Raw genomic sequence first — 12,550 nt, forward strand, 5'->3', positions numbered from 1 at the left:
GCAGGTCGCTCGGGGACCGGCTTCCGGAGCGGTGGACGGCCTTCGTAGACTGGAGGACGTATCCCTGACGTCCTCTGCTTGGAGAAACCTCGATGACCGCTGCGCCCGGCGCCGACGTGAACACTGCCGCACTGAACGACCTCGATCCCGAGGTCGCCGAGGCCATGGCCGGCGAGTTGTCGCGTCAGCGCGACACGCTCGAGATGATCGCGTCGGAGAACTTCGTGCCGCGCGCCGTCCTCCAGGCCCAGGGCAGCGTCCTGACCAACAAGTACGCCGAGGGTTACCCCGGTCGTCGCTACTACGGCGGCTGCGAGAACGTCGACGTCGTCGAGGACCTCGCCCGTAACCGCGCCAAGGAGCTCTTCGGCGCCGATTTCGCGAACGTGCAGCCGCACTCGGGTGCGCAGGCGAACGCGGCGGTGCTCATGGCGCTGATGACCCCCGGCGAGAAGCTGCTCGGTCTCGACCTCGCGCACGGCGGCCACCTCACGCACGGCATGAAGCTCAACTTCTCCGGCAAGCTGTACGACGTCGCGTCCTACGGGGTCAGCAAGGACGACCACCGCATCGACATGGACGAGGTCCGCGACATCGCGCTGCGCGAGAAGCCGAAGGTCATCGTCGCCGGCTGGTCCGCCTACCCGCGCCACGAGGACTTCGCCGCCTTCCGCTCCATCGCCGACGAGGTCGGTGCCTACCTGTGGGTCGACATGGCGCACTTCGCCGGTCTGGTCGCCGCAGGCCTGCACCCGTCGCCGGTGCCCTACGCCGACGTCGTCTCCACCACCGTGCACAAGACCCTCGGTGGCCCGCGTTCCGGCCTGATCCTCGCCAAGCAGGAATGGGCGAAGAAGATCAACTCGGCCGTCTTCCCCGGCCAGCAGGGCGGACCGCTCATGCACGCGATCGCCGCGAAGGCCGTCGCGCTGAAGATCGCCGCGAGCGACGAGTTCAAGGACCGCCAGCGGCGCACCCTCTCCGGTGCCCGGATCATCGCCGACCGCCTGTCGCAGTCCGACGTCGCCGACAAGGGCATCTCGGTGCTCACCGGTGGCACCGACGTGCACCTGGTCCTGGTCGACCTGCGCAACTCGCAGCTCGACGGCCAGCAGGGTGAGGACGCCCTCCACGAGGTCGGCATCACCGTCAACCGCAACGCCGTGCCGTTCGATCCGCGTCCCCCGATGGTCACCTCGGGCCTGCGCATCGGCACCCCGGCGCTCGCGACCCGCGGTTTCGGCGACGAGCAGTTCACCGAGGTCGCCGAGATCATCGCGCAGACGCTCGTCGGTGGCGCCGACGCCGAGTCGCTGCGGACCCGCGTGAGCGCCCTGGCACAGTCCGTGCCGCTGTACGAGGGCCTCGAGGACTGGCGTCTGATCTGACGGCTTCCTGCTGTCGCCGACCGGCCCGCACCGATCTCCGGTGCGGGCCGGTCGGCGTATCAGGGGTCGAGACATCCCACCGTAGGGCTGGTTAGGGTAGCCTACGCATGCCGACACTGTCGGTGCCCGCACGCGTACCCCGAACAGCAGAAGGAAGTCGCATGGCCATCCCGAGCATCGATCCGTACGAGTTGCCTACCAGCGACGAGATTCCCGCCGCTCGGGTGGACTGGACGATCGACACGTCCCGCTGTGCACTGCTGATCCACGACATGCAGAAGTACTTCATCGACGCCTACCGGCGCGATGCCGAACCCCTCGCGACCGTGGTGCCCAACATCGTCCGCCTCCGCGAGGCGTGCCTGGCCGCCGGTATCCCCGTCGTCTACACGATGCAGCCCGGCGACCAGCATCCGTCGCGTCGCGGCATCCTTGCCGACTTCTGGGGCGTCGGGCTGAGCACCGGCCGCGACACCGAGGTCATCGACGAACTGACCCCCGGCCCGGACGACATCCAGGTCACCAAGTGGCGCTACTCGGCGTTCCAGCGCACCGACTTCCGTCAGCTGCTCGCGCACAACGGCCGCGACCAGCTCATCGTCACCGGCGTCTACGCACACATGGGCTGTATGCTCAGCGCCGCCGACGCCTTCATGAGCGACGTCGCGCCGTTCATGGCCCTCGACGCCACCGCCGACTTCTCCCGCGACGAGCACCTCATGGCGCTCCAGTACGTCGCCAAGCGGGTCGGCCGGGTCGAGACCACGGACGCGCTGATCGAGTCGATCACCGCGTCAGCGCGTCGCCGCGACCGCGAGACCGAAGAACTCACCGCGTCGCTGCGCTGACCCGAATCAGAATTTCGGTGGATCGGACCCGTCGAGCGGGGTCGGATCCACGACGTTCGTGCATACCTCTGAGGCGCACAAACACTCCCGAGACGACGTTTACGCAAACTTCACCGACACGCATGCTCCACCATCGAGCGAATCGTCCGTATCGGGGTTAGCGTCGGGGGTGTAGGCGGCGCAGGTGCCGTCTACACGGGAGGTCCCTGATCGTGTGGCTGACACAGTCCGAGCGAGGGGGCCGGCACCGGGCCTCCGTGGTCGTGACGACACCGGGGACCCACCGGCCCACCGAATACGTCCGGACGGTGCCGTCCGGGCCGAGGAGCCCCACGTGAACGCAACACGCTCCGTCCCCACCCGCTCCGGCCACGCCTCCGGTACCGCCGCTGCGAAAGAATCCGCTGTACGCACCTACGTGCTGGACACTTCAGTGTTGCTCTCCGACCCTTGGGCGGTCACCAGGTTCGCCGAGCACGAAGTCGTCCTTCCGCTGGTCGTGATCGGCGAACTCGAAGGGAAACGGCACCACCACGAACTCGGCTGGTTCGCTCGCGAATCGCTGCGCCTGCTCGACGACCTGCGGCAGCGGCACGGACGCCTCGACCAGCCCATCCCTATCGGGGACGAGGGTGGCACCCTCCACGTGGAGCTCAATCACACCGACCCCATGGTCCTGCCCGCGGGATTCCGCACCGACACCAACGACTCCCGCATCCTCGCGTGCGCCCTGAACCTGGCCACCGAGGGACGCGACGTGGTGCTCGTCAGCAAGGACATCCCGTTGCGCGTCAAGGCCGGTGCCGTCGGCCTCGACGCCGACGAGTACCACGCCCAGGACGTGGTGATCTCGGGATGGACGGGCATGACCGAACTCGAGGTCGACCGGACCCTCATCGACGAGATGTTCACCGAGGGCATCGTCGACATCGACGACGCGCGGGATCTGCCGTGCCACACGGGGATCAGACTCCTCGGTGGTTCGTCCAGCGCACTCGGCCGGGTCACCGCCGACAAGCGGGTGCAGCTCGTCCGCGGCGACCGGGAGGCGTTCGGACTGCACGGGCGCTCCGCCGAACAGCGCGTCGCCCTCGACCTGCTGCTCGACGAATCCGTCGGCATCGTCTCCCTCGGCGGCAAGGCCGGAACCGGAAAGTCCGCGCTGGCACTGACGGCGGGACTCGAGGCCGTCCTGGAAAGACGAACCCACCGCAAGGTGGTCGTCTTCCGGCCGCTCTACGCGGTGGGCGGGCAGGAACTCGGCTACCTGCCGGGTACCGAGGCCGAGAAGATGAATCCGTGGGGCCAAGCGGTCTTCGACACCCTCGAAGGACTCGCCAGCCCGGCGGTGCTCGAGGAGGTGCTCAGCCGCGGAATGCTGGAAGTGCTGCCGCTCACGCACATTCGCGGCCGGTCGCTGCACGATTCGTTCGTCGTCGTCGACGAGGCGCAGTCGCTCGAACGCAACGTGCTGCTCACCGTCCTGTCGCGGCTCGGTGCGGGATCGCGCGTCGTGCTCACCCACGACGTCGCCCAGCGCGACAACCTGCGTGTCGGCCGGCACGACGGTGTCGCGGCGGTCATCGAGAAGCTCAAGGGACATCCGCTGTTCGCGCACGTCACGCTCACCCGCAGTGAACGGTCGCCGATCGCAGCACTCGTGACGGAGATGCTCGAGGAGTTCGCTCCGGGCGCCTGACACCCGAGCATGATCGAACGGCGCGTCCGGCATCCGCCGGGCGCGCCGTCGTCGTCAGACCTCGTCGGAGGCATCGGTGCCCTCGGAGAGGGGGCCGAGTTCGGCCTCGAGCACTTCCTGGACCACGCGCATCGCAGCGAGTCCGGCGGGAGCGCCGCAGTACGCCGAGCAGTGGATGACGGATTCGACGATCTCCGTGCGGCCGAGCCCGTTTCGCAGGGCACCGCGGACGTGTCCGCGCAGCTCGTTCTCGGCGCGCAGCGCGATGAGCATGCCGAGGTTGAGCAGGCTGCGGCTGCGCCGGTCCAGGCCGGGACGCGACCACACGGCACCCCAGGCGTGCTCGGTCACGAACTCCTGCATCGCCTCGGAGTCGGTGCCGCGGGAACGTTCGAACGCCCGCTCGACGAAGTCGTCACCCATCACTTCGCGCCGGATCTCCAGACCCGTCGTGAATCCCGGAGTGTGCTCGGCGTCGGACATGTCATCGCTCCCTGCTGATCCGTCGCCGAACGGTTCGGCGACGAACGGATTCTATGCGGGCGCCCTGGGGGGAGCGGTGGGGTGAGGATCGTCAGGAGCGACGCAGGACGGCACGCAGGACGCCCACGACGGTTCCGCGAAGGAAGGTGAGGACGTCGAAGTGGTCGTCCCACACGGCGATCCGTCCGTCGCGCAACTCGAAGGTGCCGCACACCCAGAACTCGATGCTCACCGGCCCGAAGCGCAGGATGTCGGTGCGTTCGGTGAGCACGATGTCGCCGTCGGCCGCGATGTGGTGGACGACGACGCCGAAGCCCACCGAAGGTCGCGCGAGACCGGCGAGGATCTTCCGGACCCGGGAACCGCCGCGGATGGTGGGGAGCCAGGTGTTGTGCCACGCGATGTCGTCGGTGATCAGCGAGGCGGCGCGGTCGATGTCCTCCGCGGCCGTTGCCTCCAGGAAGTCGGTCACCGTGGCGACGGCGTCCTGCGCGGTGGCGGTCTGTGTGCTCATCGTTCTCCTCGGCGTCGGCTGCGTCGCATGGTAACGGCAGGATGCCGGGGGTGGGGCGGATTGGTGCACGGCACGGAATCACCGGAAACCGGGTTGTGTCGCCGAGGAGTCGGGCACCCTGAAATCAGGTACCCGTCCTCTCAGTGACAGGAGCGAACCGATGAATCGAATTCCCCGACGCAGAGCAGCGTTGGTGGCGGCCGCAGCGGCGATCGGACTGGTGGTCGCCGGTTGCAGCGACGACCAATCCGCGGAGGACACGGTGGGCAGCGCGACCAGCGCGGTCCAGTCCGCCGCGGAGAGCGTGGCATCCGGGGCGGAGAGCGCCGTCGAATCGATCACGCAGGGCGACGATTCGCCCGAGGCCGACGAGCCCGCGGCGGATCGGTCCAGTGCGGTGCCGGGACCGGACGGCGAGCAGGTCGAACTCAGCGGACCGATCCTGCAGAAGTACGACGAGGTCGGCGGTGCGTCCAGCCCGCTCGGCGCCGCGACCGGCCAGCAGGAGGAAGTCGGCGACGGTTACGTCGCGGAGTTCGAGGGCGGCATCATCGCGTGGAGCCCCGACACCGATTCCCACATCGTGTGGGGTGAGATCCGCACGGCCTGGGAGGCCGCGGGTGGTGCCGGTGGCGACCTGGGCTTCCCGATCACCGACGAGGAACAGACCCCCGACGGTGCGCGAAGCAACTTCCAGTTCGGTTACATCACGTGGGCGCCCGGCACCGGGACCGAGGTGGTCCAGGAATGAGGTGACTCCCCGACTCGCTGAGCCCTCGCTATCCGCTCACGTTTTCACCATCCGCTACAGCACATTCCGAGTTGCTGTAGCGGATGGTGAAATTCGTAGCGGCTGCAGGCGGGGGCCGGCCGGGACCCTGCGGGTCAGGACTCCTCGTCCACCCGCGTCATCGCCAGGACGTCGAGGCGGCGGTCCAGTTCCTCCTCGCTCAGGCGGTCGCCGACGAGGCCGCGGTCCACGACGGTCTGACGGATCGTCTTCTTCTCCTTCAGCGCCTCCTTGGCGACGGCGGCCGCCTCCTCGTATCCGATCGCGGAGTTGAGGGGAGTGACGATCGACGGCGACGACTCCGCCAGTGTGCGCAGATGTTCGACGTTCGCGACCAGCCCGGTGATGCAGCGATCGGCGAACAGTCGGGAGACGTTGGCGAGCAAACGAATCGACTCGAGGACGTTGCGGGCCATCACCGGGATGTAGACGTTGAGTTCGAACGCCCCGGCCGCGCCGCTCCACGCCACAGTGGTGTCGTTGCCCACCACCTGTGCGGCGACCTGCGTAACCGCTTCGGGAAGAACGGGATTGACCTTGCCCGGCATGATCGAACTACCGGGCTGCAGATCGGGGAGCTGGATCTCGGCCAGACCCGTGAGCGGACCGGACCCCATCCAGCGGATGTCGTTGGCGATCTTCGTCAGCGACACGGCGACGGTGCGCAGCGCCCCGGACACCTCGACCAGAGCGTCACGCGCGGCCTGAGCCTCGAAACTGTTGCGGGCCCCCTGCAACTCGTCGAGCCCCGTGGTCTCGACGAGCACGGCCACGACACGCGCCCCGAAATCCGCCGGTGCGTTGAGGCCCGTGCCCACCGCGGTACCGCCGATCGGCAGTTCGCCGAGGCGGGGGAGGGTTGCGCGGAGACGTTCGATCCCGGCCTCGATCTGGCGGGCGTACCCACCGAACTCCTGGCCCAGGGTCACCGGGACCGCATCCATCAGGTGCGTACGACCCGACTTGACGACCGTGCGCCACTCCTTCGCCTTCTCGTCGAGGGCACCGTGCAGGTGCTCGAGGGCGGGGATCAGATCCTTCACCGTCGCCTCGGTCGCGGCGACATGCGTCGCGGTGGGGAAAGTGTCGTTCGACGACTGCGACATGTTGACGTCGTCGTTGGGGTGGACCGTGACGCCGGCCTTCGCGGCGAGCGACGCGATGACCTCGTTGGTGTTCATGTTCGAGCTCGTGCCCGAACCGGTCTGGAAGACGTCGATCGGGAACTGGTCGTCGTACTCACCCGCGGCGATGGCATCGGCGGCCGCGACGATCGCGTCGGCCTTGTCGGGGTCGAGCAGACCCAGGTCCTTGTTCACCCGGGCGCAGGCGCTCTTGAGCAGACCCAGCGCTCGGATCTGTGCGCGTTCGAGTCCACGGCCCGAGATCGGGAAGTTCTCCACGGCGCGCTGCGTCTGGGCGCGCCACAAGGCGTCGACCGGAACCTGGACCTCGCCCATCGTGTCGCGTTCGATACGGAACTGCTGAGAAGACTGTTCGGTGTCGGTCATGTCCTCCACGTTATGCCGCCGGAACGAACGAGGAGGGGCACTGCACCAGAACTCGGTGCAGTGCCCCTCCTCGGAAGGATCGGTGACGATCAGGGCAGTGATGATCAGGGCAGTGATGATCAGGGCAGTGATGATCAGGGCATGGGCGGCGGGGAGCCGGCGACACCGTGGAAGTCGATGGACGAGAACTCGCTGAGCTTCTGCAGGCGGTGGTACGCCTCGATCATGCGGACCGTGCCCGACTTGCTGCGCATCACGATCGACTGCGTCTCCGCGCCCCCGGCGGAGTAGCGGACGCCGCGGAGCAGCTCACCGTCGGTGACGCCGGTCGCGCAGAAGAAGATGTTCTCGCCGGTGACGAGATCGGTGGTGGTGAGGACACGGTCGAGATCGTGTCCGGCGTCGATCGCCTTCTGGCGCTCGGCGTCGTCCTTCGGTGCCAGGCGACCCTGCAGCGCACCACCCATGCAGCGCATCGCGGCCGCGGCGATGATGCCCTCGGGGGTACCGCCGATGCCGAGCAGCATGTCGACACCCGAACCCGGACGTGCAGCGGCAATCGCGCCGGCGACGTCGCCGTCGGAGATCAAACGGATGCGGGCACCCGCCTCGCGCACCTCCCTGATGATCTGCGCGTGGCGCGGACGGTCGAGGATCGTCACGGTCAGGTCGGCGTGCGCGATGTTCTTCGCCTTCGCGACACGGCGGATGTTCTCCGCGATCGGGGCGGTGATGTCGATGACGTCGGCGGCCTCGGGACCGACGGCGATCTTCTCCATGTAGAACACGGCGGACGGATCGAACATCGCGCCCCGCTCGGCCACGGCGAGCACCGCGATCGCGCCGGGAGCGCCCTTCGACATGAGGGTCGTGCCGTCGATCGGGTCGACCGCGACGTCGCACAGCGGACCGTCGCCGTTGCCGACCTCCTCGCCGTTGTACAGCATGGGCGCTTCGTCCTTCTCGCCCTCACCGATCACGACGACACCCTGCATCGACACGGAGCTGACCATGTGCCGCATCGCGTCGACGGCGGCGCCGTCGCCACCTTCCTTGTCGCCGCGTCCGACCCACCGGCCGGCCGCCATCGCCGCGGCCTCGGTGACGCGGACCAGTTCGAGCGCGAGGTTGCGGTCCGGAGCTTCGCGGCGTGGGGTGCTGGCCGTCATGGGCTACTGCCTCCTGGAGACTTTTCGGTCGACGCGGGTTGCGCCGGCAGAGGGAGCGGGCGCCGAGGGCGCCCGCACGATCCGTGTGTGTCGCGTGGCTATTGTCTCATCACGGCCGATGGTGTGGGCTGTCGGACCCGCCCGGCCTGAACCTGCCCGTTTCGTAGCTGTCAGACTGGACGGGTGGCATCCAAGAAACCTCGCATCCTGCAAGACGGTCGAGATATGGCGTGGTCGCTGATCCCGCTGCTCGTGCTGATCCTCTTCATCGCGGCGATCGCCAGCCAGTGCGAGTTCAAGCCCGGCGGACCCACGGCGGGTCCCGTGCCGAGCTTCGACATCGATGCCGGCCTGAAATACGACGCGGCGGAACTCGGATTCCCGATCCGCCACCCCGAGGTGCCCGAGGACTGGCAGCCCAACTCCGGTAGCCGCAGCATCGTTTCCGGTAACCAGGGCGGCGATTCGAGCACCGTCGGTTTCATCACTCCCGCAGGTCGCTACGTGCGCTTCACCCAATCGGATGCCGGTGAGGACGAACTGGTGCGATTCGTCGCCGGAGGTGCCCGCACCGCCACCGACACCAGGTCCGTCGAGGGCCACGACTGGGTGGTCTACGGCGGCGAGGGCGTCGAAGCGCTCTGGGTGTCGGACTTCGGCGACGTGCGCATCCTGATCGGTGGCTCCGGCGACGAGGCCGAGTTCACGACCCTGGCCACCGCCGCGGGCAGGGCCGAGCCCCTCGAACCCTGATCCGGGTCGGAGCGACCGAGCCCTGATCGTGAGCTCGGTCGAGGTCAGTCCTCGTCCTCGTCCTCGTCCTCGTACTCGTCGTCTTCGTCCTCGTCGTCCGCGAGGGAGAGCGCCTGCTCGACACGTTCGCGGGCGCCGGCAAGATGTTCCTCGCAGCGCTGCGCGAGTGCCTCGCCGCGCTCCCACAGCTGCAACGAGTCGTCGAGGTCGAGTCCGCCCTGCTCGAGCATCTTCACGACGTTGACGAGTTCGTCCCGAGCTCGCTCGTAGCCGAACTCCCGCACATCGGCGTTGGCGTCGTCGGTTCCCGCGTTCGTCACTGTCCTGATCTTCCTTGTCGTTCGTGTCCCATGACGGCGGCGCGGGCCGCGCCGTCCGCCACGCGCACTCGCAGCTGGGTGCCGATGGGCATCTCGTCGAGTGTGCGTACCACTTCGGGGGCGCTGTCCGGCACGATCCGCTGGACCACGGCGTAGCCACGCGCCAGGGTCGCCGCGGGCCCGAGGGTCGCCAACCGTGCCCGCAGGTGTTCGAGCGTCGACGATTGCGACGAGATCAATCGCGTGACGTCGCGTCGTGCCGCGTGCTGCAACCGCTCGATCTCCTCGTTCCGCCGGTCGAGATCGCGGAACGGATCGGCCAGGACGGGACGGTCGCGCAACTGTGCGATCACGTGTTCCTCGCGCCGGACCCAGTTGCGCAGCGCCGCCGCCGACCGTGCTCTCAGTTCGTCGACGAGATCGAGTTCGGCAACCGCATCGGGTACGACGCGCTTCGCGGCGTCGGTCGGGGTCGCGGCCCGCAGGTCGGCGACGTGATCACAGAGCGGACTGTCGGGCTCGTGGCCGATCGCGCTGACCACGGGCGTCGTACACGCGGCGATCGCGCGGCACAGCGCCTCGTCGGAGAAGGGCAGCAGATCCTCGACGCTGCCGCCGCCGCGGGCGAGGACGATCACGTCGACGTCCGGGTCCTTGTCGAGTGCTTCGATGGCGTCGATGAGTTGCGTGACCGCGGTCGGGCCCTGCACCGTCGCGTGGCGGACGTCGAACTGCACGGCCGGCCAGCGACGCTGCGCGACCGACAGCACGTCGCGTTCGGCCGCGCTGCCGCGGCTGGTGACCAGACCGACGCGGCGCGGCAGGAAGGGGAGGGGGCGCTTCAACCGCGGGTCGAACAGTCCCTCGGCCGCGAGCAACGCACGCAGTCGTTCGAGCCGCGCGAGCAGTTCACCGATACCGACGGCCCGGATCTCCGTGACTCGCAGCGCCAGGCTGCCGCGGCCGGGCCAGAAGGTCATCTTCCCGAACATGATCACGCGGCTGCCCTCGGTGAGCGGCACCCCCGATTGCTGCAACAACTGGGGTGAACAGGTCACCTGCAGGGACATGTCCACCGACGGGTCGCGCAGGGTCAAAAACGCCGTCCGCGTCCCGGGGCGGGCGTTGATCTGCGTGATCTGCCCTTCGACCCAGATGGTGCCGAGCTTGTCGATCCACCCGGCGACCTTCTGCGCCACGGTGCGGACGGGCCAGGGCTGCTCCGCGGAGTTCGGGCGTGCCGCGTTCTGTCCGGCCGTCACTTGTTACGCGCGCTCGTGATCCGGTTCGACAGCATCGTCACGAACGGAGTACGCGCGGCGTGAGCATTCTCGTATTCGAGCACCGCTGTGAGCTCGTCCACCGACAGTGCGCGCAGGCGGGCACGCAGTTGGGCGAGGGTCAGCGAGTCGTAGTCGAGGTATTCGACGATCTCGGAACGATCGTCGGAGGCGACCTTCGTGTCCGTGGTCTCGCCGATCTTCGTGACCTCGGCGTCTGCGGACTTCGCGGCGGCCTTCTTCGGAGCAGACTTCTCGGCTGCCGTCTTCTTCGCGGGCCCCTTCGTCGTCGCGGTGCCGGCCTTTACCGGTGCGGCCTGCTCGGCCACGGGTGCGTCGGCTTCGGTGGCCGGCGGGATCGAGTACAGGGCGAACCGGCCGGGAGCGCCGTTCGCGGCGCTGTTCGTCGAGGTCGCGGTCTCGTCCGAAGGGGTCGAGCCGTCGTCGTCGAAGGTCGCCCACTGCGCGGTCTCGGCGGGCTCCGCTCCGAAGATCTCGAAGAACTGGTCGCCCTTGATGGCGAACGAGGTCATGACCTGCTGCACTCGCATCGTCGTCTGCAGGATCTGGCTCACCGTCGTCATCGGCAACGAAACGGCTGTGCTCGGCAGCTTGAGGGTCTCTTCGTACGCGGTGACAGCAACGCCGGCAGCCACCCGTGCCAGGAACGGTGGACGGATCATGCCCCAAGACTGCCCGATGATCGGCGTGATTGGTAGCCGGGGAGCACGTCGGCTGCGAGCTGGAAAGCCACACTCCGACGCGCCCCGTACTCTGGAGGTATGTCTGCGCCTGTTCCTCTCGAAGTCGGGATCACACGGTCCGCCGGTCTCTCCACCTCCGGAAAGCGCGTCCTGCTCGCCGAGCCGCGCGGCTACTGCGCCGGCGTCGACCGCGCCGTCGAGACCGTCGAGAAGGCGCTCGACAAGTACGGTGCGCCGATCTACGTCCGCAAGGAGATCGTGCACAACCGCCACGTCGTCGACACGCTCGCCGACCGCGGCGTGGTGTTCGTCGACGAGACCGACGAGGTGCCCGAGGGTGCCGTGCTCGTGTTCTCGGCGCACGGTGTGTCGCCCGCGGTCCACGAATCGGCCGCTGCCCGGCAGCTGCGCACCATCGACGCGACCTGCCCGCTGGTGACGAAGGTCCACCAGGAGGCCAAGCGCTTCGCCCGCGACGACTTCGACATCCTGCTCATCGGTCACGAGGGCCACGAGGAGGTCGAGGGCACCGCAGGTGAGGCCCCCGACCATGTGCAGCTCGTCGACGGTCCCGACGCCGTCGATTCGGTGACCGTGCGCGATCCGTCGAAGGTCATCTGGCTGTCCCAGACCACCCTGAGCGTCGACGAGACGATGCAGACCGTGCAGCGTCTGCGCCAGAAGTTCCCACAGCTGCAGGATCCGCCGAGCGACGACATCTGCTACGCCACGCAGAACCGCCAGGTCGCGGTGAAGGCGATGGCGCCCGAGTGCGATCTGGTGATCGTCGTGGGGTCGCGGAACTCGTCGAACTCCGTGCGGCTCGTCGAGGTCGCCCTCGGTGCGGGTGCCCGGGCAGCGCACCTGGTCGACTACGCCAAGGAGATCGATCCGGCCTGGCTCGAGGGTGTCGAGACCGTCGGCATCACCTCCGGCGCGTCGGTCCCCGAGATCCTCGTTCAGGGCGTCGTCCAGTTCCTCGACGAGCGCGGTTTCCACGACGTGCAGTCGGTGACGACCGCCAACGAGACCCTGGTGTTCGCTCTGCCGCGCGAACTGCGCGCGTCGCGTCGCTGAACCGGGTAGTTCCG

The 12,550-nt window shown here is 68.3% G+C and carries 13 protein-coding genes; 6 read left to right on the forward strand and 7 right to left on the reverse strand.

The window, feature by feature from the left end; translation table 11 throughout:
- Positions 1 to 92: 92 nt before the first annotated feature.
- The 3 genes from glyA (at position 93) to RBB84_RS01665 (ending at position 3,935) form a co-directional block, all read left to right on the forward strand.
- On the forward strand, positions 93 to 1,388 hold the full coding sequence (gene glyA / locus RBB84_RS01655; protein ID WP_006553887.1) for a serine hydroxymethyltransferase: 1,296 nt from the start codon (positions 93 to 95) through the stop codon (positions 1,386 to 1,388).
- Between the two features lie 161 nt (positions 1,389 to 1,549).
- Positions 1,550 to 2,236, forward strand: coding sequence for an isochorismatase family protein (locus RBB84_RS01660; RefSeq protein ID WP_039584592.1), 687 nt, complete (start codon positions 1,550 to 1,552; stop codon positions 2,234 to 2,236).
- A 334-nt stretch (positions 2,237 to 2,570) separates the two neighbouring features.
- Positions 2,571 to 3,935 (forward strand): PhoH family protein, encoded by a 1,365-nt coding sequence (locus tag RBB84_RS01665; RefSeq protein ID WP_024103276.1) that lies wholly within the window; start codon positions 2,571 to 2,573, stop codon positions 3,933 to 3,935.
- Between the two features lie 54 nt (positions 3,936 to 3,989).
- Here RBB84_RS01665 and RBB84_RS01670 read toward each other — a convergent pair whose 3' ends face one another.
- Positions 3,990 to 4,418: a carboxymuconolactone decarboxylase family protein gene (locus RBB84_RS01670; RefSeq protein ID WP_024103277.1), complete on the reverse strand. Its 429-nt coding sequence runs from the start codon at positions 4,416 to 4,418 to the stop codon at positions 3,990 to 3,992.
- 91 nt (positions 4,419 to 4,509) lie between these two features.
- A complete protein-coding gene (locus RBB84_RS01675; protein ID WP_024103278.1) occupies positions 4,510 to 4,932 on the reverse strand; it encodes a limonene-1,2-epoxide hydrolase family protein in 423 nt (140 codons plus the stop codon).
- 160 nt (positions 4,933 to 5,092) lie between these two features.
- Between RBB84_RS01675 and RBB84_RS01680 the strand changes: the two genes are divergently transcribed.
- Positions 5,093 to 5,683: an esterase gene (locus RBB84_RS01680; protein ID WP_231911958.1), complete on the forward strand. Its 591-nt coding sequence runs from the start codon at positions 5,093 to 5,095 to the stop codon at positions 5,681 to 5,683.
- A 134-nt stretch (positions 5,684 to 5,817) separates the two neighbouring features.
- Here RBB84_RS01680 and RBB84_RS01685 read toward each other — a convergent pair whose 3' ends face one another.
- Positions 5,818 to 7,233 carry a class II fumarate hydratase gene (locus RBB84_RS01685; RefSeq protein ID WP_024103280.1) on the reverse strand — a complete coding sequence of 472 codons (1,416 nt, stop codon included), beginning with the start codon at positions 7,231 to 7,233 and terminating at the stop codon, positions 5,818 to 5,820.
- 134 nt (positions 7,234 to 7,367) lie between these two features.
- Positions 7,368 to 8,402, reverse strand: a complete 1,035-nt coding sequence (gene glpX / locus RBB84_RS01690) for a class II fructose-bisphosphatase (RefSeq protein ID WP_006553904.1) — start codon at positions 8,400 to 8,402, stop codon at positions 7,368 to 7,370.
- A gap of 183 nt (positions 8,403 to 8,585) precedes the next feature.
- Between glpX and RBB84_RS01695 the strand changes: the two genes are divergently transcribed.
- Positions 8,586 to 9,155: a DUF4245 domain-containing protein gene (locus tag RBB84_RS01695; protein WP_024103281.1), complete on the forward strand. Its 570-nt coding sequence runs from the start codon at positions 8,586 to 8,588 to the stop codon at positions 9,153 to 9,155.
- Between the two features lie 44 nt (positions 9,156 to 9,199).
- Here the strand turns inward: RBB84_RS01695 and RBB84_RS01700 are convergent, their stop codons facing one another.
- From RBB84_RS01700 to RBB84_RS01710, 3 genes are read right to left on the reverse strand one after another with little or no spacing between them, the layout of a single operon-like run.
- Positions 9,200 to 9,475 (reverse strand): exodeoxyribonuclease VII small subunit, encoded by a 276-nt coding sequence (locus RBB84_RS01700; protein ID WP_064255775.1) that lies wholly within the window; start codon positions 9,473 to 9,475, stop codon positions 9,200 to 9,202.
- Entirely contained in the window at positions 9,472 to 10,737 is a 1,266-nt protein-coding gene (gene xseA, locus RBB84_RS01705) for an exodeoxyribonuclease VII large subunit (protein WP_064255776.1), read from the reverse strand. Before xseA ends, RBB84_RS01700 begins: the two co-directional genes overlap by 4 nt.
- Complete coding sequence (locus RBB84_RS01710; RefSeq protein WP_006553908.1) at positions 10,734 to 11,438, reverse strand: lipid droplet-associated protein; 705 nt, start codon at positions 11,436 to 11,438, stop codon at positions 10,734 to 10,736. The genes xseA and RBB84_RS01710 overlap by 4 nt, the downstream gene beginning before the upstream one ends.
- Positions 11,439 to 11,537: 99 nt before the next feature.
- Between RBB84_RS01710 and RBB84_RS01715 the strand changes: the two genes are divergently transcribed.
- Positions 11,538 to 12,536, forward strand: a complete 999-nt coding sequence (locus RBB84_RS01715; RefSeq protein WP_006553909.1) for a 4-hydroxy-3-methylbut-2-enyl diphosphate reductase — start codon at positions 11,538 to 11,540, stop codon at positions 12,534 to 12,536.
- Positions 12,537 to 12,550: the final 14 nt, after the last annotated feature.

The sequence above is a fragment of the Rhodococcus sp. D-6 genome, from assembly GCF_040256695.1.
In the GTDB taxonomy this organism is placed as follows: domain Bacteria; phylum Actinomycetota; class Actinomycetes; order Mycobacteriales; family Mycobacteriaceae; genus Rhodococcus; species Rhodococcus pyridinivorans.

What these genes read in the sequence shown, in the direction of transcription:
- glyA (WP_006553887.1), top strand. Translation starts at nt 93, where the DNA reads ATGACCGCTGCGCCCGGCGCCGACGTGAACACTGCCGCACTGAACGAC.
- RBB84_RS01660 (WP_039584592.1), top strand. Translation starts at nt 1,550, where the DNA reads ATGGCCATCCCGAGCATCGATCCGTACGAGTTGCCTACCAGCGACGAG.
- RBB84_RS01670 (WP_024103277.1), bottom strand. Translation starts at nt 4,418, where the DNA reads ATGTCCGACGCCGAGCACACTCCGGGATTCACGACGGGTCTGGAGATC.
- RBB84_RS01675 (WP_024103278.1), bottom strand. Translation starts at nt 4,932, where the DNA reads ATGAGCACACAGACCGCCACCGCGCAGGACGCCGTCGCCACGGTGACC.
- RBB84_RS01680 (WP_231911958.1), top strand. Translation starts at nt 5,093, where the DNA reads ATGAATCGAATTCCCCGACGCAGAGCAGCGTTGGTGGCGGCCGCAGCG.
- RBB84_RS01685 (WP_024103280.1), bottom strand. Translation starts at nt 7,233, where the DNA reads ATGACCGACACCGAACAGTCTTCTCAGCAGTTCCGTATCGAACGCGAC.
- glpX (WP_006553904.1), bottom strand. Translation starts at nt 8,402, where the DNA reads ATGACGGCCAGCACCCCACGCCGCGAAGCTCCGGACCGCAACCTCGCG.
- RBB84_RS01710 (WP_006553908.1), bottom strand. Translation starts at nt 11,438, where the DNA reads ATGATCCGTCCACCGTTCCTGGCACGGGTGGCTGCCGGCGTTGCTGTC.
- RBB84_RS01715 (WP_006553909.1), top strand. Translation starts at nt 11,538, where the DNA reads ATGTCTGCGCCTGTTCCTCTCGAAGTCGGGATCACACGGTCCGCCGGT.